Source organism: Achromobacter deleyi, assembly GCF_902859705.1.
GTDB classification, from domain to species: Bacteria; Pseudomonadota; Gammaproteobacteria; order Burkholderiales; family Burkholderiaceae_B; genus Achromobacter; species Achromobacter deleyi.
The window spans coordinates 208,187-233,944 of record NZ_CADIJO010000001.1 but is presented as its reverse complement, the minus strand read 5'-3'; the positions used below and the strand labels follow the sequence as shown (position 1 = coordinate 233,944).

The 25,758-nt window shown below is 68.3% G+C and carries 16 protein-coding genes; 6 read left to right on the top strand and 10 right to left on the bottom strand.

Translation table 11 applies throughout. The features are described from left to right. Positions 1–26: 26 nt before the first annotated feature. The 3 genes from HV798_RS00985 to axyZ all read right to left on the bottom strand — a co-directional run bounded on the left by HV798_RS00985 (position 27) and on the right by axyZ (position 3,378). On the bottom strand, positions 27–1,529 hold the full coding sequence (locus HV798_RS00985; RefSeq protein ID WP_175190970.1) for an ABC transporter substrate-binding protein: 1,503 nt from the start codon (positions 1,527–1,529) through the stop codon (positions 27–29). A 255-nt stretch (positions 1,530–1,784) separates the two neighbouring features. After that, entirely contained in the window at positions 1,785–2,681 is an 897-nt protein-coding gene (locus tag HV798_RS00980; protein WP_175190969.1) for a LysR family transcriptional regulator, read from the bottom strand. Positions 2,682–2,739: 58 nt separating this feature from the next. After that, the gene (gene axyZ / locus HV798_RS00975) at positions 2,740–3,378 is read right to left on the bottom strand and encodes a multidrug efflux transcriptional repressor AxyZ (protein ID WP_025137046.1); all 639 of its coding nucleotides are present in this window, start codon (positions 3,376–3,378) and stop codon (positions 2,740–2,742) included. A 231-nt stretch (positions 3,379–3,609) separates the two neighbouring features. On the opposite strand from axyZ, the gene HV798_RS00970 reads away from it, so the two are divergent. The 3 genes from HV798_RS00970 to oprZ are packed head-to-tail and all read left to right on the top strand — an operon-like array spanning position 3,610 to position 9,316. Further along, complete coding sequence (locus HV798_RS00970; RefSeq protein WP_175190968.1) at positions 3,610–4,785, top strand: MexX/AxyX family multidrug efflux RND transporter periplasmic adaptor subunit; 1,176 nt, start codon at positions 3,610–3,612, stop codon at positions 4,783–4,785. Positions 4,786–4,790: 5 nt separating this feature from the next. Next, positions 4,791–7,928 carry a multidrug efflux RND transporter permease subunit AxyY gene (gene axyY / locus HV798_RS00965; RefSeq protein ID WP_175190967.1) on the top strand — a complete coding sequence of 1,046 codons (3,138 nt, stop codon included), beginning with the start codon at positions 4,791–4,793 and terminating at the stop codon, positions 7,926–7,928. Next, positions 7,925–9,316: a multidrug efflux RND transporter outer membrane subunit OprZ gene (gene oprZ, locus HV798_RS00960; RefSeq protein ID WP_175190966.1), complete on the top strand. Its 1,392-nt coding sequence runs from the start codon at positions 7,925–7,927 to the stop codon at positions 9,314–9,316. The genes axyY and oprZ overlap by 4 nt, the downstream gene beginning before the upstream one ends. 11 nt (positions 9,317–9,327) lie before the next feature. On the opposite strand, the gene HV798_RS00955 is transcribed toward oprZ, so the two are convergent. From HV798_RS00955 to HV798_RS00930, 6 genes are all read right to left on the bottom strand, one after another. Then, positions 9,328–9,987 carry a helix-turn-helix transcriptional regulator gene (locus HV798_RS00955; protein WP_175190965.1) on the bottom strand — a complete coding sequence of 220 codons (660 nt, stop codon included), beginning with the start codon at positions 9,985–9,987 and terminating at the stop codon, positions 9,328–9,330. A gap of 53 nt (positions 9,988–10,040) precedes the next feature. Beyond that, positions 10,041–11,510, bottom strand: coding sequence for an efflux transporter outer membrane subunit (locus HV798_RS00950; RefSeq protein ID WP_175190964.1), 1,470 nt, complete (start codon positions 11,508–11,510; stop codon positions 10,041–10,043). Positions 11,511–11,528: 18 nt separating this feature from the next. After that, entirely contained in the window at positions 11,529–14,630 is a 3,102-nt protein-coding gene (locus tag HV798_RS00945) for a MexW/MexI family multidrug efflux RND transporter permease subunit (RefSeq protein ID WP_175190963.1), read from the bottom strand. Between the two features lie 16 nt (positions 14,631–14,646). After that, positions 14,647–15,777, bottom strand: a complete 1,131-nt coding sequence (locus HV798_RS00940) for an efflux RND transporter periplasmic adaptor subunit (protein WP_175190962.1) — start codon at positions 15,775–15,777, stop codon at positions 14,647–14,649. A 186-nt stretch (positions 15,778–15,963) separates the two neighbouring features. Then, positions 15,964–17,934, bottom strand: a complete 1,971-nt coding sequence (locus HV798_RS00935; protein ID WP_175190961.1) for a BCCT family transporter — start codon at positions 17,932–17,934, stop codon at positions 15,964–15,966. Between the two features lie 124 nt (positions 17,935–18,058). Further along, positions 18,059–18,682 carry a TetR/AcrR family transcriptional regulator gene (locus HV798_RS00930; protein ID WP_025137037.1) on the bottom strand — a complete coding sequence of 208 codons (624 nt, stop codon included), beginning with the start codon at positions 18,680–18,682 and terminating at the stop codon, positions 18,059–18,061. Positions 18,683–18,842: 160 nt separating this feature from the next. Here HV798_RS00930 and HV798_RS00925 point away from each other — a divergent pair, with 160 nt between their 5' ends. Genes HV798_RS00925 through HV798_RS00915 form a run of 3 tightly spaced genes read left to right on the top strand, consistent with a single transcriptional unit; the run spans position 18,843 to position 24,678 of the window. Next, positions 18,843–19,949, top strand: coding sequence for an efflux RND transporter periplasmic adaptor subunit (locus HV798_RS00925; protein ID WP_175190959.1), 1,107 nt, complete (start codon positions 18,843–18,845; stop codon positions 19,947–19,949). After that, entirely contained in the window at positions 19,946–23,116 is a 3,171-nt protein-coding gene (locus HV798_RS00920) for an efflux RND transporter permease subunit (RefSeq protein WP_025137035.1), read from the top strand. The genes HV798_RS00925 and HV798_RS00920 overlap by 4 nt, the downstream gene beginning before the upstream one ends. Positions 23,117–23,118: 2 nt before the next feature. Next, positions 23,119–24,678: an efflux transporter outer membrane subunit gene (locus HV798_RS00915; protein WP_175216321.1), complete on the top strand. Its 1,560-nt coding sequence runs from the start codon at positions 23,119–23,121 to the stop codon at positions 24,676–24,678. A 58-nt stretch (positions 24,679–24,736) separates the two neighbouring features. Here HV798_RS00915 and HV798_RS00910 read toward each other — a convergent pair whose 3' ends face one another. Then, the gene (locus HV798_RS00910) at positions 24,737–25,507 is read right to left on the bottom strand and encodes an IclR family transcriptional regulator (protein WP_029953712.1); all 771 of its coding nucleotides are present in this window, start codon (positions 25,505–25,507) and stop codon (positions 24,737–24,739) included. Between the last annotated feature and the right edge of the window lie 251 nt (positions 25,508–25,758).

The window sequence follows — 25,758 nt, the reverse complement described above, 5'->3', positions numbered from 1 at the left end:
CGTTTGCCGGGTCCCGCGATCAGGGCTTATTTCTTGGCGAGGCTGACGCCCTTCAGGCGGATCAGGCCATCGGGGTACGGCACGAAGCCGTCCAGCTTCTTCTGCGCGCCGAAGGTCCAGGGCAGGTAGAACAGGTAGACGATGGGACGCTGGTCCTGCATGACCGACAGCACCTTGTCGTACATGGCGCGGCGCTTGGCCGTGTCGGGTTCGGCGCGGGCATCGTTGAGCAGCTTGTCGGTTTCCGCGTCGCAGAACTTGCCGTCGTTCAGGTTGCCCTTGCAGCTGACGTACTGGTGGATGTTGCCGCTGGGATCGACCCGGCCGGACCAGCCGCTCTGGCCGACTTCGAAGTCGCCGCGGGCCAGCGACGATTGCAGCGAAGCGAATTCGACCGGACGCAGGGTGATGTCGAAGCCGGCTTCGGCGCCCATGGCCTGCACCAGTTCGAACACCTGCTGCATGGTGGTGTTGTTGCCGAAGGTGATCTCGAACTTGACGCGGTCAAAGCCCGCTTCCTTCAAGAGCGCCTGCGCCTTCTTGGGATCGCGGCCGCTGTGCTCGAACGACTTGTTGTAGGCAAAGCTGGCCGGCGGGAACGGCTGGTAGGCCGGCTGGTACTGGCCTTCGCCAATGACCTGGTTGAGCACGTCGCGGTCGATGGCCAGGTCCAGCGCCTGGCGCACGCGCTTGTCTTTGGCCAGCGGGTTGTTAGCGCGCGCGCCGTTGCCCAGGTTGACGGAAATCGACTGGAAGCCCAGGCCCGTGACCGGCGCCAGGCGCAGGTTGGGGTCGTCCTTGACGGCCTTGGCGTCGCTGGGGGCCACGCGCTCGATGATGTCCAGGTCGCCGGCGCGCAGGTTGTTCAGGCGCACGGTGTTGTCGGGAATCGGCGTGAAGACGACGCGGTCGAAGTGATAGTTGCCGGCGTCCCAGTACTTGGGGAATTTCTCGAGCACGATGCGGTCGTTCTGGACCCGTTCCTTGAACTGGTAGGGGCCCGAGCACACCGGCTTGCCGCCGGGGTCTTTGTCGAACGAGGCCGGCGAGATCATCATGCCCGCGCGGTCCGACAGCTGCGACAGCAGCGAGGCGTCGGGTTCGGCCAGGTGCAGCACCACGGTCTCGGCGTCCGGCGCATCGACGCTGGCCACGGTGGCCAGTTCGCTCTTGCGGTTGCTGTCAGGCAGCGTGCGGGCGCGGTCCAGGTTGGCCTTGACCGCGGCGGCGTTGACCGGGGTGCCGTCATGGAACACGGCGTCGGTGCGCAGCTTGAAGGTCAGCGTCTTGTTGTCGGGGCTGGTGGACCATGACTGCGCCAGCTGCGGCACGAACTTCAGGTCCGGGGTGATGTCGACCAGCTTGTCGCACAGCGAGGCGAACACGATACGGCCCACGAAAGTGCGGGCGCGCACCGGGTCGAGCACGTCCGGATCGTCTTGCAGGCCGATACGCAGGGTGGACTGGGCGTGCGCCAATCCGCTGGCCAGCATTCCCGCCATGGCCATGGCGAGGCAAAGTTTACGCATGAATGATCTCCGTCGATTCAGGGGGTCGGCTTCCCTGCCCGCCAGCGGCGCGCCGCCCGGCAATGAGGGAACAGACCCTGAGCCGTGCTGCATCGCCGGGCCCATCCCCCCGTTGCGCACGTTCTTGTTGGATTCTGCGCCAGGCGCGCGGCGATTGTATAGAGCGGCGGCTGTCGAAGGCCTAAATGGCCTGCCCGGCGACCGCCTTGCGGACGCCCCCGCCTGCGAAACGCCCCGCCCCGAAGGCGGGCGCCGTCACGGCAGCCGGCAAGGCGCCGAGAAATCCACGGCCGCCAGCACCGATTCCCGCAGCCGGGCGACCAGCGGGCGGGTATCGTCGCGCCGGTGCTGGAAGGAATACGGCAGCGCGGCCGGTTCCGGGTCGCCTTGCAGCACGGTGAGGCTGCCTTCGGCCTGCAGCGCCTGGGCCCAATGGCTGGGCAGCAGCCCGACGCCGGTGCCCTCGATCAAGAGACCCGCGATGGCGCCCCAGTTGTTGCACGAGAGCCGCTGGCCGGCGATGTCGCGCCCGGCCAGCCAGTCGTCGATGATGCGGGTGGTGCCCGCGCCTTCGGGCAGGGTCACCAGCGGCAGGCGTGCCAGCAGCGCGGGCGACATGCGGGTTTCACCGCCCAGCACCGCCGGGGCGGCGGCCCACGAGAACGCGGCCTGGCCGATGGGCGACGAGGCGATGTTGGCCCGCGACGAGCGCCCGGCGATGACCGCGAAATCCAGTTCGCCGTCGGCGACCCGTTGCTCCAGTACCTGGCCGATGTCCACGTAGGGTTCCAGCACCAGGTCGGGGTAGGCGGCGCGCACCACGCCGATCAGGCGCGGCAGCCAGGTCAGCGCGGTCAATTCGCCGACGCCGAAGCGGCAACGGCCGCGCAGGCCGGGCGTTTCGGCCAGGGATGCGCGGATCTGGTCGGCCGCGGCCAGCAGTTCGCGCGCCTGCGGCACCAGCCGCTGGCCGGCATCGGTGAGCACGGCCTTGTGGCCGCTGCGGTCGAACAGCGGCTGACCCAGCGCTTCCTCGAGCTCGGTGATGCGCTTGGACAGCGACGACACCGACAGGTGCAGGCGCTCGGCCGCCACGGCGAAACTGGCGCAGGTGGCGGCCCAATAGAAGGCTTCGAGTTGCTTGAGGGTCATGCCCGGATTGTAGGGGCGCGGCCCGGCGCGGTGGGTGGCCGGGGGCGTTCAGGCGCGCTCAGGCGCCTTGCGGCAGCCGCAGTTGCGGCGACAGGCGCAGGGTGTCGATGGCGGCGCGGAGCATGCGCTCGACGCGCGGCCAGATATCGCCCTTGAGGCGGTCGGACCAACAGATGGTGCCGAACACGCCTTCGATCAGGGAATGCAGATAGACATTGGACAGGCGCACGTCCAGGGCGCGCGGCAGGTCGTCGCGGCTGACGGCGGCGCGCAGCAGTTTTTCGGACGTGCGCAGGGCGTGGCGTTCCCACAGGTCGCGCCGGCGCAGGAGCGGCGCGTTCTCGTCGCTGCGTTCGCACTTGAGATACAGGATTTCCAGCACGCGCTGCACCGAGCCTTCCTCGGCGTAGATCTGCACGTACTGGCGCATGGAGGTATAGAGCGATTCGAGCGCCTCGCCCTCGGTCGACACCCGGGTCATGGGTGCGGCTTCGCCCAGCGCGCGGTCGCACATGGCGATGCAGACGTCGATCTTGTTCTTGTAATGGCCGTAGACGGCGCCCCGGGACACACCCGCGAAATCGGCAATATCGCTCATGGTGGTGCTGGCCACCCCCTTGGACAGGAACACGTGTTCGGCAGCGTCCAGGATGCGGTCGCGGGTGCGTTGGGATTCTTCTTTCGTCTTGCGGGCCATACAAAGATCTCCTTGAAAAGGGTTGACGGGAAAGGGACAAGAAAACGGCGGCCCGACTTGCGGCGGCCGCCGATGGCGCACTGTAAATATGTGTGCAGGCGCCAGCATACTTTTGAACAAAACAATTAATCAAGCATGACGGATTAAATGATAGACTGCGTGCCCCACAGGGAAAACCCGCGCACTTCCCTCTCTCGCCCTCCCCGGGCGCACCACAATAATTTTTAGAAAATGACGCACCCAGTCCCCCTGAGAGCGCTCGCTCTCGCAACCGTAGTGGTTCTTGTTTCCGCTTGCTCGCCCAAGGATGCTTCTGAAGCCGCCAAGGCGCCCGCCGAAGTCGGCGTCATCGTGGCCCGGCCCACGCCCACGGCCGTGGCCAGCGAACTGCCCGGCCGCCTGGAGCCCTATCGCGAGGCCGAGGTCCGCGCCCGGGTGGCCGGCATCGTGATCCGCCGCCTGTATGAAGAAGGCCAGGAAGTCACGCGCGGCGCGCCGCTGTTCCAGATCGACCCGGCGCCGCTGCAGGCCGCCTACGATTCCGAAGCCGCGTCGCTGGCGCGCGCCCAGGCCAATCTGTCGGCCGCGGCCGACAAGCTGCGCCGCTACGCCGACCTGGTGTCGGACCGCGCCATCAGCGAACGCGACCACGCCGAAAGCGTGGCCCAGGAACGCCAGGCCCGCGCCGAAGTGGCGCTGGCCCGCGCCAACCTGCAAAGCGCCAAGCTGAAACTGGACTACGCCCGCGTCACCTCGCCGATCGATGGCCGCGCCCGCCGGGCGCTGGTGACCGAAGGCGCGCTGGTGGGCGAAGGCCAGGCCACGCCGCTGACGGTGGTGCAGCAGCTGGACCCGATCTACGTCAACTTCTCGCAACCGGCGGCCGAGGTCATGCAGTTGCAGAAGCAGATTCGCGCGGGCGCCGTGCAGGGCGTCGCGCCCGACCAGGTGCGGGTGCGGCTGGTGCTGCCCGACGGGTCGGAATACGGGCGCGGCGGCACGCTGTCGTTCTCGGACCTGGCGGTCGACCCCGGCACCGACAACATCACCCTGCGCGCCGTGTTCGACAACCCCGAACGCGAACTGCTGCCCGGCATGTACGTGCGGGTGCGGCTGGCGCAGGCCGTCAACCGCGACACCTACCTGGTGCCGCGCAATGCGCTGCTGCGCGGCGCCGATGGCGCGCACCTGCTGGTGGCGGGCGACGACGGCGCGTTGCGCAGCATTGCCGTGACGGCGCATCGCCTGCTGGGGCCGAACTGGGTCATCACGCAGGGGCTGTCGGGCGGTGAACGCGTGGTCGTCGAGAACGTCACGCAGCTGGCCCCCGGCCAGACGATCAAACCGGTCGAGCGCGCGGCGCCCACGGCGCCCGCCCCGGCCGCAGGAAACCAGGAAAAAAGGTAACCGCCATGGCGCGTTTCTTTATCGATCGCCCCGTCTTCGCGTGGGTGATCTCGCTGCTGATCGCGTTGGTCGGCCTGTTGTCGATCCGCGCGCTGCCGGTGGCGCAGTATCCGGACATCGCTCCGCCCGTCGTGAACATCGGCGCCAGCTACCCCGGCGCCTCGGCCAAGGTGGTCGAAGAGGCCGTCACCGCCATCATCGAACGCGAGATGAACGGCGCCCCGGGCCTGATGTACACCTCGTCCAGCAGCGATTCGACCGGCTGGGCCAGCATCAACCTGACCTTCAAGCAGGGCACCAACCCCGACATCGCGGCGGTGGAAGTGCAGAACCGGCTGAAGGCGGTCGAGCCGCGCCTGCCCGAATCCGTGCGCCGCGACGGCGTGCGGGTGGAAAAGGCCGCCGACAACATCCAGCTGGTGGTGTCGCTGAAGTCGGACGGCAGCCTGGACGACATGCAGCTGGGCGAACTGGCGGCGTCCAACGTCCTGCAGGCGCTGCGACGCGTGGAAGGCGTGGGCAAGGTGCAGTCGTTCGGCGCCGAAGCGGCGATGCGCATCTGGCCCGACCCGGCCAAGCTGACCGCGCTGTCGCTGACGCCCGGCGACATCGTGACGGCCCTGCGCAGCCACAACGCGCGCGTCACCATCGGCGAACTGGGCAACCAGGCCGTGCCGAAAGACGCGCCGCTGAACGCCAGCATCGTGGCCGGCGAATCGCTGCACACGCCCGAGCAGTTCGGCAACATCCCGCTGCGCGCGCAGCCGGGCGGCGCCACCCTGCGCCTGAAGGACGTGGCGCGGGTGGAACTGGGCGGCACTGACTATATGTATCTGTCGCGGGTGAACGGCCTGACCGGCACCGGCCTGGGCATCAAGCTGGCGCCGGGGTCGAACGCGGTCGAGACCACCCGCCGCATCCGCGACACGATGCGCGAGCTGGCGCAGTACTTCCCGCCCGGCGTCACCTGGGACATTCCGTACGAGACCTCGACCTTCGTCGAGATCTCGATCCAGAAGGTGCTGATGACGCTGCTTGAGGCCGTGGCGCTGGTGTTCTGCGTGATGTACCTGTTCATGCAGAACCTGCGCGCCACGCTGATTCCGACGCTGGTGGTGCCGGTGGCGCTGCTGGGTACGCTGGGGGTGATGCTGGCGCTGGGCTATTCGATCAACGTGCTGACCATGTTCGGCATGGTGCTGGCCATCGGCATTCTTGTGGACGATGCCATCGTGGTGGTCGAGAACGTCGAGCGCATCATGGCCGAGGAAGGCCTGTCGCCGCATGACGCCACGGTCAAGGCCATGGGCCAGATCAGCGGCGCCATCGTCGGCATCACGGTGGTGCTGGTGTCGGTGTTCGTGCCGATGGCGTTCTTTGACGGCGCCGTGGGCAACATCTACCGCCAGTTCGCCGTGACGCTCGCCGTGTCGATCGCCTTTTCGGCCTTCCTGGCGCTGTCGCTGACGCCCGCGCTGTGCGCCAGCCTGCTCAAGCCGATTCCCGCCGGCCACCACGAAAAGCGCGGCTTCTTCGGCTGGTTCAACCGCGCCTTCGCGCGCCTGACGGTGCGCTACACGGCGCGCGTGTCGGGCGTGCTGGCGCGGCCGGTGCGCTTCGGCCTGGCCTACCTGCTGGTGATCGGCGTGGCCGCGCTGCTGTTTGCGCGGCTGCCGTCGTCGTTCCTGCCGGACGAGGACCAGGGCAGCTTCATGGCCATGGTGATCCTGCCGCAGGGCTCGCCCCAGGCCGAGACCATGGCCGTGGTGAAGGACGTGGAACGCTACATGATGGAGCATGAGCCGGTGCAGTACGTGTATTCGGTCAACGGCTTCAGCCAGTACGGCAGCGGCCCGAATTCGGCCATGTTCTTCGTGACGCTGAAAGACTGGAAAGAACGCCGCGCGGCGTCGCTGCATGTGGACGCGGTGGTCAAGCGCATCAACGCCGCCTTCGCCGACCGCAAGAACCTGATGGTGTTCGCGCTGAACTCGCCGCCGCTGCCGGACCTGGGCTCGACGTCGGGCTTTGACTTCCGGCTGCAGGACCGCGGCGGCCTGGGCTACCAGGCCCTGACCGAGGCGCGCCAGAAATTGCTGGCGGCCGCCGCCAAGCATCCGGCGCTGACCGAAGTGGTGTTCGCCGGCCAGGAAGAGGCGCCGCAGCTGCAATTGCGCGTGGACCGCGACAAGGCGCAGGCCATGGGCGTGCCGATCGACGAGATCAATACCGCGCTGGCGGTGATGTATGGGTCGGACTATATCGGCGACTTCATGCTGAACGGTCAGGTGCGGCGCGTGATGGTGCAGGCCGATGGCAAGCGCCGCGTCGACGTCGACGACATTTCGCGGCTGCACGTGCGCAACCTGCAAGGCCAGATGGTGCCGCTGTCGGCCTTCGCCACGCTGAAGTGGGACATGGGCCCGCCGCAGCTGAACCGCTACAACGGCTTTCCGTCGTTCACGCTGAACGGGTCGGCGGCGCCGGGGCACAGCAGCGGCGAGGCCATGCGTGCGATGGAATCGCTGGCGGCCGAGCTGCCGCGCGGCATCGGCTTTGACTGGTCGGGGCAGTCGTACGAAGAACGGCTGTCCGGCAACCAGGCGCCGGTGCTGTTCGCGCTGTCGGTGCTGATCGTGTTCCTGGCCCTGGCCGCGCTGTACGAAAGCTGGTCCATCCCGCTGGCCGTGATCCTGGTGGTGCCGCTGGGCGTCATCGGCGCGCTCTTGGGCGTGACGGTGCGCGGCATGCCCAACGACATCTATTTCAAGGTCGGGCTGATCGCCACCATCGGCCTGTCGGCCAAGAACGCGATTCTGATCGTGGAGGTCGCCAAGGACCTGGTGCGCGACGGCCAGGGCATTCTGTCGGCCACGCTGGAAGCGGCGCGGTTGCGGCTGCGCCCCATCGTGATGACCTCGCTGGCATTCGGCGTGGGCGTGCTGCCGCTGGCGCTGGCCACCGGCGCCGCGTCTGGCGCGCAGGCGGCCATCGGCACCGGCGTGCTGGGCGGGATCATCACGGCCACCGTGCTGGCGGTGTTCCTGGTGCCGCTGTTCTTTCTTATCGTGGGGCGCATGGTTGGCATGCGCGCCCGCCCCGCGCGGCCCCCGGCCCGCGAATCGCTGGAGACCACGCCATGAAGTCCATGGCCATGACCCTGCTGGCGCTGGCCTTGTCCGGCTGCTCGCTGGCGCCGACCTATGAGCGCCCCGCGGCGCCCGTGCCGGCGCAGTACGACACGCCGGCCCAAACCGGCCAAGCCGCGCCGCCGCAAGACTGGCGCGCCTATTTCAACGACCCGGCGCTGCAAGCCTGGATCGAGGCCGCGCTGGCCAACAACCGCGACCTGCGCGTGGCAGCGCTGCGCATCGAAGAGGCGCGCGCGCTGTACGGCGTGCAGCAGTCGGAACGCCTGCCCGCTATCGACGGCAGCGGCGAATTCAGCCGCGGCCGCGCCGTGGAACCCGGCCAGCCGCGCATGCCGGTCGCCAACCGCTATCGCGCCGCCGTCGGCATCACCGCGTTCGAGCTGGATTTCTTTGGCCGCGTGAAAAGCCTGTCAGACGCGGCGCTGTCGCGCTACCTGGCCAGCGCCGAGGCGCACCGCGCCGCCACGCTGGCGTTGGTGGCCGAAACCGCCACGGCCTACTTCAACCAGCGCTCGCTGGCCGAGCAACTGCGCCTGACGGACAGCACGCTGGCGCTGCGCGAGACGACGCTGAAGCTGACCCGGCGCCGCTTCGATGCCGGGCTGGAAACCGCCATCGGCCTGCGCACCGCCGAGATGCTGGTGGAAACCTCGCGCGCCACCCGCGCCGACCTGACCCGCGAGGCCAGCCTGGCGCGGCATGCGCTGGGCCTGTTGGCGGGTGATTTCTCGCTGGCGGCGGGCATCGACCCGGCGCCGCTGGAAAGCCAGAGCCTGACGCCGCTGGCGGCCGGCCTGCCGTCGGACCTGCTGATGCGCCGCCCCGACCTGCGCCAGGCCGAGAATGTGCTGCGGGCCGCCAACGCCGACATCGGCGCGGCGCGCGCGGCCTTCTTCCCGTCGGTGCAACTGACCACCGATATCGGCACCACCGCCGGCAGCTTTTCGGACCTGTTCAGCGCCGGCACCGGCAACTGGACCTTCGCGCCGCGACTGACGCTGCCGATCTTCAACGCCGGCCGCAACCGCGCCAACCTGTCGCTGGCCGAAACCCGCCGTCATATCGCGGTGGCGCAGTACGAAGGCAGTGTGCAGGCAGCGTTCCGCGACGTCGCCGACGCCCTGTCGGCGCGCGACGCGCTGCGCGACCAGATCGAGGCGCAGCGCAAAGTGCGCGACGCCGACCGAGAACGCCAGCGGCTGGCCGAGCGCCGCTATGCGCGCGGCGTGGCCGACTACCTGGAGATGCTGGAAGCCCAGCGCAGCCTGTTCGAATCCGAACAGCAATACATCCGGCTGCAACAGCGCCGGCTGGTGAATGCGGTGGATTTGTACAAGGCCCTGGGCGGCTGGGACGACGGCCGCGATCCGGCCTCGTAGCGCCCCGGACGTCAGGGGCGCGCGCTGACGCGGTAGGCGCAGCGGCGCGCGCCCAGCAGGATGTGTTCTTCACGCTCGACGCGCACGCCCTCGCCCAGCGCCTGGCGGAACAGTTCCAGTTCGCTGCGGCAAAAGCCCATACAGGCCTGGGCCGCCGCACAGATGGGACAGTGGTTTTCGATGAACAGGAAGTCGTCGCCGTCGCGGCGCATTTCGGCCATGTAGCCTTCGGCCGAGCGCTGCTGCACCAGCCGCTGCAATTGGTCTTCAAGCGTGGCGGCGCCTGCCAGCGCCTGCCGGTAGCCGGTCAGCATGGCGGTTTCACGTACCGAAATCAGCTTGTCCACGCCGTCTTCGCCGAACACCTGGCGCACGGCGTTGATCATCTGCACCGTCATGTCGGCGTGGGTGTCCGGAAAGCGGCGGTGGCCGGCGTCGGTCAGGAACCAGATCTGGGTGGGGCGCCCGCGCCCGGCGCTGCGGCTTTCCGAGTCGACCAGGCCGTCGGCGTGCAGCCGCGTCATCTGCTGGCGTACGGCTTCGGCCGTGACCTCCAGCTGGCGTGCGATGGCCGCCACGGACTGCGGGCCGCGCGTCTTCAGGGTCATGAGCACGCGGTCCGCAGGCTGGTGCGGCTGCCAGGTGACGGGTTTGGACAGGTTGTCGGACATGGAATCAGGGTTGGGCGCCAAGCCCCTATGGTGCCACGAACCGCCCCCCCGGGTCAGCCGGCGGGGGCCGGCGCGGCGGCCGCCGACGGGGCATTGCCGGCCTCGGCGGGCGCCTCCCAGCCGCCGCCCAGCGCCTTGTACAGCGCCACAAGACTGGTGTAGGACTCGGTTTCGGCCACCGCCACGGCGTCCTGGGCGCGCAGCAAGGTGCGCTGCGCGTCCAGCACCGTCAGGTAGGGCGTGCTGCCTTCGCGGTAGCGCAGCCTTGCCAGGTCGGCCGCGCGGCGGCTGTGCGCGGCGGCCTCGGCCAGGTTGCCCAGGCGCTGCTGGGTCTGGCCGTATTGCGTCAGCGCCCCTTCCAGTTCCTCGACCGCCTGCAACACGGTCTGCTCGTAGCGCGCCGTCTCGCCCTGCGAACGCGCCTGCGCCGCGCGCTTGCGCGCCAGGGCCGTGGGCAGGTTGAACGCCGGCCAGTTCACGCCCGGCGTCACGCTGAAGGCGCGGCTGGCTGCCGAGCCGAAATCGCCGCCGCGCAGGGCCACGAAGCCCAGGAAGCCGCCCAGGTCGATGCGCGGATACAGCTCGGCGGTAGCCACGCCCACGTCGGCATTGGCCGCGGCGCGGTTGCGCTCGGCGGCGGCCACGTCGGGCCGGCGGGCCAGCAAGGCGCCGACATCGCCAATGGGCAGGCGCGCGGCCAGCGGCGCCTGCGGCGTGGCGGCATCCAGCTCGCCCAGTTCCACCGGCCGCAGGCCCGCCAGCACCGCCAGGCGGTAGCGCGCCAGGCGCCGGGCGGTTTCCTGCAAGGGCACGCTGGCCTGTACGGTTTCCAGTTCGGCGCGGGCGCTGGCCAGATCGCCTTCGTCGCCCCGGCCGGCCGACACCATCGCCTGGATCACGCGCAGGCTGTCACGCTGGCTGTCCAGATTGGCGCGCGCCACCGCCAGGCGCTGTTCGGCGCCGCGCAGCTCAAAGTAATTGCGCGCCACTTCGGCCGCCACCACGATGCGCGCCTGCGCCAGGTCGGCGGCCTGCGCTTCGCTGCGCGCCGCGGCGCCTTCGGCCGCCCGCCGCAGGCGGCCGAACAGGTCGATTTCCCAGGTGGCATCGAAGCCGGCCCGGTAGCTCTCGGCCAGGCTGCGCTGGCCCGGCACGCCCGAATTCAGCTGCGACAGGCTGCGTTCGAAATTTCCGCCCAGCGTCACCGTGGGCAGCTGGTCCAGTTGCTTCTCGTCGAGCACGGCGCGCGATTCGGCCAGGCGGGCCTGGGCGATACGGATGTCGTGATTGCGTTGCAACGCCAGGGCGATCAGGCGGTCCAGTTGCGGGTCCTGCAACTGCTTCCACCAATCCGCCTGCACGCGGTCGGTGGAAAACAGCGCCTGTTCCGGGCTGGCCAAGGTCACTGGCGCGTCTTGCGGCTTCTGGTAATCGGGGCCGACGGCGCAGCCGGCGGCGGCCAGCGCGGCCAGCAGCGTCACGATGCCGCGGCGCAGGCGCAGGGGTAGATCGGGATGTTTCATGGTCGTTTCCTCTATGCCTCAGTGCGACGGCGCTGGTTGCGCGTCTTCGGCCTGCGCCTGGGCCAGTTCACGGGCGCGCGGCGTATCGTTGGCGGCGCGGTGGTCGCGGGCCAGCACGGTGTAGACGGTGGGCAGCACGAACAGCGTGAACAACGTGCCCACCAGCATGCCCACCACGATGACCAGGCCCAGGCTGTAGCGGCTGTGGGCGCCGGCACCGCTGGCGAACAGCAGCGGGATCAGGCCCACCACCATGGCGGCGGTGGTCATCAGGATGGGGCGCAGGCGGATGCGTGCGGCCTGCTCCATGGCGCTGCGGCGGTCCAGCCCGTGGCTGACCTGCATCTCGTTGGCGAACTCCACCATCAGGATGCCGTGCTTGCTGATCAGCCCGATCAGCGTCACCAGCCCGATCTGCGTGTAGATGTTGATGGTGGCCATGCCCAGCGCCAGCGGAATCAGCGCGCCGCAGATCGACAGCGGCACGCTCACCAGGATGATGAACGGGTCGCGCAGGCTTTCGTATTGCGCCGCCAGCACCAGGTAGATGACGATGATGGCGAACATGAAGGTGATCATCAGCGCCGAGCCTTCCTGGCTGAACTGGCGCGCGTCCGACTGCCAGTCGTAGCTGAAGCCGGCCGGCAGTGCCTGGGCCTGACGCGTCAGGAACTGCACCGCGTCGCCCATGGTCACGCCCGGCATCGGGATGGCCTGGAAGGTGGCGGCGTTGAGCTGGTTGAACTGGGTCAGCTTGTTGGGTTCGACCCCCATCGACACCGACACGATATTGGACAGCGGCACCTGCGCGCCGCTGGCGCTCTTGACGTAGTACTGGGCCAGCGATTCCGGCGAGATGCGCTGCTGGCGCAGGCTTTGCGGAATCACGTCGTACGAGCGGCCGTCCATGCCGAAGCGGTTGACGTAGTTTTCGCCCACCAGTATGGCCAGCGTATCGCCCACGGCCTTCATGGTGACGCCCAGGCTATTGGCCTTGGCGCGGTCCACCTTCAGCTGCACCACGGGGTTGTTGTAGTCCAGGTCGCTGTCGACCACCATGAACAGGCCGCTTTCGCGGGCCGCCTTCTTCAGGGTTTCCATGGCTTCATAGACGACGGGGTAATCGGCCGCGCTCATGATGACCATCTGCACGGGCAGCCCCCCGGTGGAACCCGGCAGCGGCGGCAGCTGGAAGGCGAAGATGTTGCTGCCTTCGATCTGGTTCACCCTGGACTGCATGTCGGCCTGGATCTGGTCGGCCGAACGCTTGCGGTCCTGCCAGTCGACGAAGTCGACGCCGCCGATGCTGTTGGCCACGCCGTCCGAACCATTGATCAGCCAGCGGCCCTTCTGTTCGGGCAGCGTGGCCATGACGTCGTCCCACTGCTTGCCGAATTTCTCGACGTAGTCGATGTTGGCCTGCTGCGGCGACTTGATGGCCGTGAGCACGGTGGACTGGTCTTCGACCGGCGCCAGTTCGCGCTGGGCGGCGTTGTACAGGAACGGCAGGCTGGCCAACACCGCCGCAGCCACCAGGCCCGTGACCCAGCGGTGGTGCAGCGACACGTCCAGCAGGCGGCCGTAGGCGTCGCCCAGCCGGTTGAAGAAGCGCTCGGCGCGGCGCGCCATCCAGCCTTCGGACACGTGGCTGTTGAGCATGAACGAACTCATCACGGGCGACAGCGTCAGCGCAATGACGCCCGACACCACCACCGCCCCCGCCAGCGTGAAGGCGAATTCCTTGAACAGCGACCCCGTCAGCCCGCCCATCAGGCCGATGGGCGCGTACACCGCCGCCAGCGTGATGGTCATGGCGATCACCGGGCCGGCCACTTCGCGCGCCCCGATCAAGGCGGCGCGCACCGGCGACTTGCCTTCTTCGATGTGGCGGTGCACGTTTTCGACCACCACGATGGCGTCGTCCACCACCAGGCCGATGGCCAGCACCATGGCCAGCAACGTCAGCAGGTTCACGCTGAAGCCGAACAGCGCCATGATGGCCGCGCCGCCCAGCATCGACAGCGGAATCGTCACGACCGGAATCAACACCGCGCGCAGCGACCCCAGGCACAGGAAGATCACCGCCACCACGATGATGATGGCTTCCATCAGCGTATGCACCACGCCGTCGATCGATGCGCTGATGAAGCGCGCCAGCTCGAACGGCACCTGCACGCTGGTGCCCGGCGGCAGGTTCTGCTTGATGTTGGGCAGCAGCTCGTTGAGCCGCTTGACGATCACCAGCGGGTTGCCTACCGGCGTGGCGTTCAAACCGAAATACACGGCGGGCTCGCCGTCCATCAGGCCGCTGGAATCGGTCGAGGCCGCGCCCAGTTCCACGGTCGCCACGTCGCCCAGGCGCACGATGGCGTCGCCGTCGCGCTTGATGACCATGTCGCGGAATTCCGCCACGTTGACCAGGTCAGTGTTGACCTTGATGTTGGACGCCACGTACAGGCCCTTGACCTGGCCGGGTGCGGCCTGCACGTTGTTCTGGCGCAGGGCATCGTCCAGCTCGCTGGCCGAGATGCCGCGGGCCGCCAGGCGGTTGGGGTCCAGCCATATCCGCATCGCCAGCTTCTGGCCGCCGTAGAGTTCCACGCTGGCCACCCCTTCGATGGACGACAGCTGCGGCTGCACCACCCGCGACAGGTAGTCGGTCAGGGCCGGCAGCGCCATCGTGGTACTGGAAAAGCCCACGTAGGCCACCGCCGTGGCCTCGCCGGCCGACTTCACCAGCACAGGATCGTAGGCGTCCTGCGGCAAGCGGTATTTGACTTCGTTGACCTTGGCCATGACCTCGGTCATGGCCTTGTTGGAATCGGCATTGAGCTTCATGCGCACGGTGATCACGCTGCGCCCCTGGGTCGACGACGACGACAGGTAGTCGATGCCTTCGACCGTGGCGACCGACTGCGCGATGGGCTGCGTGACGAAGCCCTGCATCAGGTCGGGCGAGGCGCCCGGGTATTGCGTGGTGATGGTGATGGTGGTGCTTTCGGTCAGCGGGTACTGGCGGATCGGCAGGCCGCTCAGGGCGCGCAGCCCCATCAGCAGGAGCAGCGTGCTGACCACCAGCGCCAGCACGGGCCGGCGTACGAACAGATCGGTGAATTTCATGTCAGGCTCCGCGCGCTCACCGGGCTTGCGCCACGGATTGGGTGCCGGCATCCAGCGCCACGGTGTCCTGGGCGCTGATCTCGACGGCCGCGCCGTTGTGCAGGCGCAGTTGGCCGGACGTCACCACCTGGTCGCCGGGCGCAAGGCCCCGGGTGACCACCACCCGCCCGCGGGTACGTTCGGCGGTCTGCACATAGGCCTGGGTCACGGTCGGCGGGGCCGAGGCCTCGCCCGCCTTGGGCGGCACCACCACATAGACCGAATCGCCGTAGGCGCTGTAGCTGACGGCGGTTTCCGGTACGGTGATCACGCCCTGGCGCGGCGGCAGCACGACCTTGCCGTGGGCGAACATGCCGGCGGCCAGCGCGCCGTCGGCGTTGGCCAGGGTGGCCTGCACCCGCACGGTGCGCGTGCCGGGATCGACCTGCGGCTCGATGGTCGTGACGGTGCCCTCGAATACACGGTCGGCATGGGCATCGACCGTCACGGCCACCGGCTGGCCGGCCCGCAGCGCGCCCAGGGCCTGCTCGGGCAAGGTGATGTTGGCGTAGACGCTGGCCGCGTCGGTCAGAGATACCAGCGGGTCGCCGGCGCGGGCGAACTGGCCCAGGTTCACGCGGCGCACCCCCAGCACGCCGTCGAACGGCGCCTTGATGCGTTTTTGCTCGATCAGCGCCTGGATGCGCTTGATGTCCCCGGCGGCCTGGTCGTAGTCGGCCTGCGCCTGGTCCAGCTGTTCCCGGGTGGCGGCCTGCAGCGGCACCAGGCGGCGGGTGCGGTCCAGCAAGGTCCGCGCGTTCTTGGCCTGGGCCTGCAGCCGGGCCAGTTCGCCCTGTTCGGGCGCGTCATTCAGTTGCACCAGCAGTTGGCCGGCGCGGACCCGGTCGCCCGCGGTGAACAGGATCTGCGCCACCCGGCCGTCCACTTCGGCGGGCACCAGCACCTGGCGGGTGGCCTCCAGCGAGGCAATGCCCGACAGCGCCACGGGGAAGTCCGCCTGCACCGCAGGGGCCACCGCGACCTTGGCCGGCGCCATGGCCCAGCCGCCCTTGTGCGACGACCCGCCGAACTTCCAATACAGGCCGCCGCCCGCCACTACCGCCACGACCAGGATGCCGGCCGCCCATGCGCCAGATGTTGCCTTCATGATTCGCTCGCTATTTATCAAAGGAATGGCTTGGATAATCCGCGAAATCCCGAAGGAAGTCAAAATACCTAAAGTAATGTTGAGGATTGATAAATCCTATCGGCGAAAAAAAAGCCGCCGGCACGGGGCCGGCGGCGGGGCGATTCGGGCAAAGACAGCCGGGCCGGTACGGGACCGGCCGGGCGCCTAAGTGCGCACCATATGCAGGTAATGGCGGTGGCGTTCGTACTGGTCCAGGATGTCGCCGATGACCGCGTCGCGGCTCCAGCCCATGATGTCGTAGTCCTGCCCGCCTTCGCGCAGATGCACTTCGGCGCGGAAATACTTGCGTTCTTCTTCGTCGGCCGCCTCTTCGGGCGTCAGGCTGGGGCGCACGAAGGCCCGCGGCTGCACGGAATAGAAGAAGTCCAGGTGCTCGCCGTGATTCACCTCCAGCACGGCGCTGCCCTCGTCGGCGTCTTCCTTGACCACGACGTCGTAGCCCTGCTTGCGCAATTCGTCGGCCACGTCTTCCAGCGCGGGCGTGACCACGTCGGACACGAAGCGCACCACGTGGGCCCGGCGCGGCATCATCACCATGTTGCGCAGCCGGCGTTCCCACGACTGGCCGCCGCGCGTCGGCCGCGACAGGGTCAGCGACTGGTAGCGGATGCCGCGCTTGGTGGCGTCCAGCTTCAGCGCCTTGAACAGGCCCCACAGCGACAGCAGCAGGATGATCGAGAACGGCAGCGCGCTGGCGATGGTGGCCGTCTGCAATGCCGTCAGGCCGTCGGCCAGCAGCAGCGCGATGGCCACCGCGCCCATCGACAGCGACCAGAAGATGCGCTGCCACACCGGCGTGCGGTCGGCGCCGCCGGAGGCCAGCAGGTCCACCACCAGCGCTCCGGAGTCGGCTGAGGTGACGAAGAACACGGCCACCATGGCGATGGCGAAAATCGACATGATGCTGCTGAAGGGCAGCAATTCGAAGAAGGCGAACAGCGCCAGGGCGTTGTCGTCCTTGACCGTTTCGGCGAAGCCCTTGACCCCGTCGACCAGGATGAAGTGAATGGCGGTGTCGCCGAACACCGTCATCCAGAACAAGGTGAACCCGGCCGGCACCAGCAGCACGCCGCTGACGAATTCGCGGATGGTGCGGCCGCGCGAGATGCGCGCGATGAACAGGCCCACGAACGGCGACCACGCGATCCACCAGCCCCAATAGAACAGCGTCCAGCCGCCGATCCAGTCGGACGGCTCATAGGCGTACAGGTTGAAGGTCTTGTTGACGATGTCGGACAGGTAGGCGCCAGTGTTCTGCACGAAGGTCTGCAGCAGGAACACGGTAGGGCCGGCCACCAGCACGAACAGCAGCAGGATCACCGCCAGCACCATATTGGCTTCGGACAGAATGCGGATGCCCTTGTCCAGGCCGCTAGCCACGGACAGCGTCGCCAGGCCGCAGGTGATGACGATCAGGATGATCTGCGGAATCACGCCCACCGGAATGCCGAACAGGTGGTTCAGGCCGCTGTTCATCTGGGCCACGCCCAGCCCCAGCGACGTCGCCACCCCCAGCACGGTGCCGATGATGGCAAAAACGTCGACCGCATGGCCGATGGGGCCGTGGATGCGGTTGCCGATCAGCGGGTACAGCGCCGAACGCAGGGTCAGCGGCAGGCCGTGGCGAAAGCTGAAGAACGCCAGCGTCAATGCCACCACCGCGTAGATGGCCCAGGCGTGCAGGCCCCAGTGGAAGAACGTGATCTTCATGGCTTCGCGCGCCGCGGCGGCGGTGGCGCCCTCGCCCACCGGCGGCGACATGAAGTGCATGACCGGTTCGGCCACGCCGAAGAACATCAGCCCGATGCCCATGCCGGCCGAGAACAGCATGGCGAACCAGGTGAAATTGCGGTAGTCGGGCTCGCTGTGGTCGGGCCCCAGCTTGATGTCGCCGTAGCGGCTGATGGCCAGGAAGGCCACCGACAGCAGGATGATGGCGACCACCAGGATGTAGAACCAGCTGGCGTTGCCCAGGATCCAGCGCTGGATCGATTCGAACAGGTTCTGCGCGGTCTTGGGCGCCGTGATGGCAAAGCCCACCAGCAGCAGGGTGAACAACGCAGCCGAGAAGAATACCGGCCGGTTGATCGTGGATGGTCGGGTTTCTGAAGACATGCTGCTGCTCCTTTCGCCCGAGGGATGCGAGGCTGCGGCGCTGGCCCCCTCAGTCCAGCCGGCGCGCCGCCGTTATTACTATCATGCCGCGCGCCCGCCTGACAAACCGGCGGGCGTCCTGCCTTTAATCCGGGCCGTGCTCGCCGAACACGACGCGGCGAAAGAATCCGGCCAGCACCGATTCGGTGGTCTCGGCCGTGACGCCCTGCGGGTCGAAGGCGAAGCTGAAGTGCATGCCGTCGGACAGCGCCAGCAGGCCGATGGCCAGTTCGCGTGCGGGCATGGGCAACGGCGTGCCGACCCGCTCGGAAAACTGGCTGACGTATTCGGTGGTGGCTTGGCGCAATTCACGCAGACAGGCGGTGAAGCCGACCCGGAATTCCGGGTCGCGGGCGGCCTGCAGCTTGCCTTCCATCCAGAGCAGGAAGCATTCGTTGTCGCGGAAATGGGTGCTGTAGTAGTGCAGCACGCTGGCTTCCATCTGCTCGCGGGTTTCGCCGGCATCGAAGATGGCGCGCATGTCGGCCATGACGTTGTCGTGGTCGCGCTTGAGCAGTTGCAGGAACAGGTCGGATTTGCTTGCGAAATTGGAATAGAACGCGCCGCGCGTGTAACCGGCGAGCTCGGCGATGTCTTCGACGCTGGCGGCGACGAAACCCTTGGACAGGAAGATCGATTGCGCGGCATCGAACAGGCGCTGGCGCGTCTGGTCGCGGCTTTGCTCTCGGGTAAGGCGGACTTTTGACATGGGGCGATTCTAGCACCGCCACGCATTTCAGATTCACCCTTGTATTTGAATACATTGCTGCATTAGAATCCATGCCGTATCGGATTGCCAGCGCGTCTCGCCTGCCTGTAAAGGCCGCCTCGCACCCGTCTCTCTTACTGCCCGCGTCGCGAGGTGTTTCGTGAATTTCCCTGTTCCTGGCGCGCTTGCCGCGCTGACTCTGGCACTGGCCCTGGCCGGCTGCGGCAGCAAAGAACCCGAGGCGCCCGCACCGCGCCCGGTCGTGGCCATGCCCGCCAAGGCCGACGCCGCCCTGCCCGCCTGGACCCTGCCCGGCGAAGTGCAGGCGCGCTACAGCACGCCGCTGTCGTTCCGCGTGGGCGGCAAGATCGTCGAGCGCCTGGTGCGCCTGGGCGACACGGTCAAGCCCGGCCAGGTGGTGGCCAAGCTGGACCCGGCCGACGCCACCAAGAATGCCGCCAGCGCCCGCGCCCAGCTGTCGGCCGCCCAGCACCAGCTGGACTACGCCAAGCAGCAGCTGGACCGCGACCGCGCCCAGGCCAAGGAAAACCTGATCGCCGCCAACCAGCTGGAACAGACCCGCAACGCCTACGCCTCGGCGCTGGCGCAGCGCGACCAGGCGGCGCAGCAGGCCGCCCTGTCGGCCGACCAGCTCAAATACACCACCCTGGCCGCCGACCATGCCGGCGTCATCACCGCCGAACAGGCCGACACCGGCCAGAACGTCTCCGCCGGCCAGGCGGTCTACAACCTGGCCTGGTCCGGCGATGTCGACGCCCTGTGCGACGTGCCCGAAAGCGTGCTGGCGGGCCTGGCCATCGGCCAGCGCGCCACCGTCACGCTGGCGCCGCTGCCCGGCAAGACCTTCAATGCCGTGCTGCGCGAGATCGCGCCGGCGGCCGACCCGCAAAGCCGCACCTACCGCGCCAAGCTGACCCTGGAATCGCCCCCGCCCGAAGTGCGGCTGGGCATGACGGCCAACATCAGCTTCGACAATCGCCAGGCCAACGGCGCCGTCACCTACACCGTGCCGGCCACCGCGTTGTTCCATGACGGCACCGAACCCGCCGTGTGGGTGGTCAAGCCGCAGCAAGACACGCTGGAACTGCGCCGCGTGCAGGTGCTGCGCTACGACGCGCGCACCGTCACGCTGTCGCAGGGCGTGCAGGCCGGCGAACGGGTGGTCTGGCAAGGCGTGCACGCCGTGTCGGCCGGCGAGAAAGTCCGCGCGGTGCCGCCGCTGCACCCCGAGGACTTCGCATCATGAGCGCGCCGGTTCCCGAACATCCCGACGCGCACCGCCACGAAGAAGGCAAGTTCAACCTGTCGGCCTGGGCCCTGCGGCACCAGCCGCTGGTGATCTTCATCATCACACTGGTGACGCTGTTCGGCGTGCTGTCGTATTCACGGCTGGCGCAGTCCGAAGACCCGCCCTTCACGTTCCGCGTGATGGTCATCAAGACCCTGTGGCCCGGCGCCACCGCGCAGCAGGTGCAGGAACAGGTCACCGACCGCATCGCCAAGAAGCTGCAGGAAACGCCGTCCACCGACTTCATGCGCAGCTACTCGCGCCCGGGCGAATCGCTGATCTTCTTCACCATGAAGGACTCGGCGCCGGCCAGCGAGGTGGCCAACGAGTGGTACCAGGTGCGCAAGAAGGTCGGCGACATCGGCGCGACCCTGCCGCAAGGCGTGCAGGGCCCGTTCTTCAATGATGAATTCGGCGACGTCTACACCAACATCTACACCCTGGCGGGCGACGGCTTTTCGCCGGCCCAGCTGCGCGACTACGCCGACAACCTGCGCACGGTGCTGCTGCGCGTGCCCGGCGTGGCCAAGGTGGATTACTTCGGCGACCAGCCCGAACACGTCTACATAGAAATCAGCAACACGCAGCTGACGCGCCTGGGCGTGTCGCCGCAGCAGATCGCCGAGGCCATCAACAACCAGAACGCGGTGGCCAGCGCCGGCACGCTCACGACTGCCGACGACCGCATCTTCGTGCGGCCCAGCGGCCAGTTCAGCGATACCCGCGCCCTGGCCGAAACGCTGATCCGCGTGAATGGCAAGTCGATCCGGCTGGGCGACATCGCCACCATCCACCGCGGCTACGACGACCCGCCGGCCGAGCAGATGCGCACCGGCGGCCAGCCGGTGCTGGGCATCGGCATCACGATGCAGCCGGGCCAGGACGTGGTGCACCTGGGCCGCGCGCTGGACGCCAAGTTCAGCGAACTCAAGGCGCGGCTGCCCGCCGGCCTGACGCTGACCGAAGTGTCGAGCATGCCCAAGGCGGTGTCGTTCTCGGTGGACGAATTCCTGCGTTCGGTGGCCGAGGCCGTGGCCATCGTGCTGATCGTCAGCCTGGTGTCGCTGGGCCTGCGCACCGGCATGGTGGTGGTGATCTCCATCCCCGTGGTGCTGGCCATCACGGCGCTGTTCATGGACATGTTCGGCATCGGCCTGCACAAGGTGTCGCTGGGCACGCTGGTGCTGGCGCTGGGCCTGCTGGTGGACGACGCCATCATCGCGGTCGAGATGATGGCGGTGAAGCTGGAACAGGGCTGGAGCCGCGCACGCGCGGCCGCCTATGCCTACACCAGCACCGCCTTCCCGATGCTGACCGGCACGCTGGTGACGGTGGCGGGCTTTCTGCCGATCGCGCTGGCCAAGTCCAGCACCGGCGAATACACCCGCTCCATCTTCCAGGTGTCGGCGATTGCGCTGATCACGTCCTGGTTCGCGGCCGTGGTGCTGATTCCGCTGCTGGGCTACCGCATGCTGCCCGAACGCAAGCGCGAGGCCCACCTGCCCGATGACCACGAGCACGACATCTACAACACCCGCTTCTACCAGCGCCTGCGCGGCTGGGTGGCGTGGTGCGTGGACCGCCGCTGGCGCGTGCTGCTGGCCACCATCGTGATCTTCGTCGTGTCGATGGCCGGCTTCAGCCTGGTGCCGCAGCAGTTCTTCCCCAGTTCGGACCGCACCGAGCTGCTGGTGGACGTGCGGCTGCAGGAAGGCGCGTCGTTCGCCGCCACGCTGCGCCAGGTGGAACGGCTGGAAAAGGCGCTGGAAGGCCGCCCCGAGATCGCCCATTCGGTCAGTTTCGTGGGCACCGGCGCGCCGCGCTTCTACCTGCCGCTGGACCAGCAACTGGCCACGCCCAATTTCGCCCAGGTCGTCATCACCGCGAACTCGGTGGAGGACCGCGAAAAACTGGCCCGCTGGCTGGAACCCATGCTGCATGAACAGTTCCCGGCGATCCGCAGCCGCCTGTCGCGACTGGAAAACGGCCCGCCCGTGGGCTTTCAGGTGCAGTTCCGCGTCAGCGGCGACAAGATTGCCGACGTGCGCCAGGTGGCCGAGAAAGTGGCCGCCGAGGTCCGCGCCGACAGCCGCTCGGTCAACACGCAGTTCGACTGGGACGAGCCGTCGGAACGCTCGGTGCGCTTTGACATCGACCAGCAGAAGGCGCGCGAGGTCGGTGTCACGTCCAACGACATTTCCAGCTTCCTGGCCATGACGCTGTCGGGCTACACCGTGACGCAATACCGCGAACGCGACAAACTCATCAACGTGAGCCTGCGCGCCCCCAACGACGAACGCATCGACCCCGCCCGCCTGGCCACCCTGGCCATGCCCACGCCCAACGGCCCGGTACCGCTGGGCAGCCTGGGCCACGTGCGCTACGGCCTGGAATACGGCGTGATCTGGGAACGTGACCGCCAGCCCACCATCACCGTGCAGGCCGACGTCAAGAGCGGCGCCCAGGGCATCGACGTGACCCACGCCATCGACAAGAAGCTGAACGCGTTGCGGGCCGAGCTGCCCGTGGGCTATCGCATCGAGGTCGGCGGCCCGGTCGAGGAAAGCGGCAAGGGCCAGTCGTCCATCAATGCGCAGATGCCGATCATGGTCGTGGCGGTGCTGACTCTGCTGATGGTGCAGTTGCAAAGCTTCGCCCGGGTGCTGATGGTGGTGTTGACCGCGCCGCTGGGCCTGATCGGCGTCGTGGCCGCGCTGCTGCTGTTCGGCAAGCCCTTCGGCTTCGTAGCGATGCTGGGGGTGATCGCGATGTTCGGCATCATCATGCGCAACTCGGTGATCCTGGTGGACCAGATCGAGCAGGACATCCGCGCCGGCCACAAGCGGGTGGACGCGATCGTCGGGGCCACGGTGCGGCGTTTCCGCCCCATCACCCTGACCGCCGCAGCCGCCGTGCTGGCGCTGATTCCGCTGTTGCGCAGCAACTTCTTCGGCCCCATGGCCACCGCCCTGATGGGCGGCATCACCAGCGCCACCGTGCTGACGCTGTTCTTCCTGCCCGCCCTGTACGCGGCCTGGTTCCGCGTGCGCCACGACGAGCGCGAAGAACCCGAAGGCGTGCCGCCCGGCGCCAATGCCGGCGACACGGCCGTACGAGGAGCCTGACGATGCAACCCCGTCACCCCGCCCCCGCCTGGCGCCTGGCCGCGCTGCCCCTCGTGCTGGCGCTGGGCGCCTGCGCCTTCGCGCCCGACAGCAAGCCGCCGGCGCTGGCCGCGCCCACGCACTATGGCGTAGAGGCCCTGCCCGCCGCCGGCGCCCCCGCCCAGGGCGTGGCGCAGCGCTACGAGCAAGGCGCGCGCCCGGTGCCCGAATGGTGGAAACGCTATGGCTCGGACGCGCTGAACGCCATGGTCGAGGAAGGCCTGGCCAACAGCCCCGACCTGGCAGCCGCCGAACGCAACCTGGCCGGCGCCCGCGAACAACTGCGCGGACAGGTCAATTCGTCGCTGCTGCCGTCCATCGACGCGGGCGCCGACGTCACGCGCAAGCGTGCGCTGACCATGCCCAACCTGCCCGAGCCCACCGCGCTCTACAACGTCTTCACCGGCCAGATCCAGGCCAAGTACGACCTGGACCTGTTCGGCGCGGCGCGCTTTGAAAACGCGTCACGTGCGGCCAAGGTCGAGCAGCAGGCATTCCAGCTGGAATCGGCGCGCCGTTCGCTGGCCGGCAACATCGTCACCGGCGCCATCACGTCGGCATCGCTGGCCGAACGCGTGGCGCTGACTGAGCAACAGGTGGTGCTGTCGCGCCAGGTGGCGCGCGACACGCAGCGCCGCTACGAACTGGGATCTGCCTCGCAGAACGACGCCTTGCAGGCCGACCAGGACGCCGCCACGCTGGAAGCGTCGCTGCCCGGCCTGCGGGCGCAGTGGCAGACCACACGCCACGCGCTGGCCGTGCTGATGGGCCGCAGCCCCGACCAGGCGCCGCCCGACCTGGCCTTCGGCATGCTGGCCGTGCCGCCGGAGGTGCCGGTGCTGGTGCCGTCCGAATTGCTGGCCGCGCGGCCCGACATCCATATTGCCGAAGCCGTGCTGCAAGCGGCCGCCGCCGACGTCGGCGTGGCCACCGCGCAACTGTTCCCCAGCCTGTCACTGTCGGCATCCATGGGCAAGGGCGGCTTCAGCTGGCCCACGGCGCTGTCCGGCGCGGGGTCGATCTGGGCGGTGGGCGCATCGCTGACGCAGCCGATCTTCCATGGCGGCGCGCTGCTGGCCGAACGCAGCGCGGCCAAGGACCGCTATGAAGCCTCGGTGCTGCAATACAAGCAGACGGTGCTGACGGCATTCCGCGACGTGGCCGACACGCTGGCGCGGCTGGACGCCGACGGGCAGGCGCTGGCCTCGGCCGAAGCCTCGCGCCGGGCGGCCGAGCAGTCGCATCGCAACACCGCCAGCCAGGTGCGCCTGGGCGCGCTGGCGCCGTACACGGCGTACGCCAGCGAGCAGCATTACGTTGCCGCCCGGGTGCGCGAAGTGGAATACGCCAGCGCCCGGCTGACGGAGACGGCGGCGCTGTTCCAGGCCATGGGGTCGCCGCTGCGGGCGCCGCAAGCGACGGCCCAGGCTGGCGCGGCGCCGGCGGACGCCGCGTCCGCCCCGGCCGCAACCGGGCCGCAATCACGGCAGCAGCAGCAGCAGCAGCAGCAGCAGCAGCAGTAAAGCAACCGCCCACCCAGACAGGCAGCCCCCGAAGCCGCCCCGCACAGGCCCCCGACGCTTACGGCGCGGGGGCCTGTTCCTTGATGCGGGACGCCAGCGCCAGCGACTCGATCCGCCGCGCCGCCGCTTGCAGCAGCGCCGTGGTCTTGTCCTGCGCGATGGTGTTCAGCCGGGTCGCCAGGAACGTGACCGTCAGCGCACCGAAGATGCGGCGGTCCTCCTGGAACACCGGCACGGCGATGCCCGCACGCTCGGGCGACATCTCGCCCACGCCCAGGTAAGACCCACGCACCCGGATCTCGTCCAGCCGGCGGGTGAATTCGGCCTGCGTCTGCCCCAGGCCCGCGGCCTCGACGTCGGCGGGATGCGCCTCGTAGAGCTTGCGCTGGTCCTTGCGCGGCAGGAACGCGATGATGGTCTTGGCCGTTGCGCCGCGAAAGAGCGGGTGCGCACGGCCGCGGCCATGGGCGATGCCCAGGTCTTCCGGGCCGCGCTCGTGGTGGATGTTCAGGATGCGCAGGCCGTGGATCACGCTGAGCAGCACGTCGCCGCCCACCTGGTCCACCACCTCGCGCATGATCGGCCGGGCCGCGCCCAGCACAGGGTCGCCATCGATGATCAGGTGGTCCAGCTCGATGATGCGCGGCCCCAGCTTGTAGCCCCCGCCCGTCATGCGCAGCAGGTAGCCCAGGTCCGACAGGTCGCGGATGTACCGGTAGCCGGTGGGCGCCGAATAGGACAGCTTCGAGATGATCTCTTCCGCGGTCAGCACCGGCGTGGCCAGGCTGAAGAGGTCAAGAATCGCTAAGGCTCGCTTCAGGGTGGACATGGGCAGGGCAGCAAAGAGGCAACGCGGAATCGGCGCAGCGTATCACAGGGGCGCAGCCTGGGGCGGCGGACCATAAAGCGCCGCTATCGAGATCATCGACGGCCGTCCCATTCACCTATCGTTTTTCTTATTTTTATCATTTATAGATAAAAACTAATTGGTGAAGATTGTTTTTTATCGAATAATGATACTCAAGCAGCCGACCAGCAGGCACCCACAAGCGTGCGGCCGGCGATGCCTGGCATGCACAT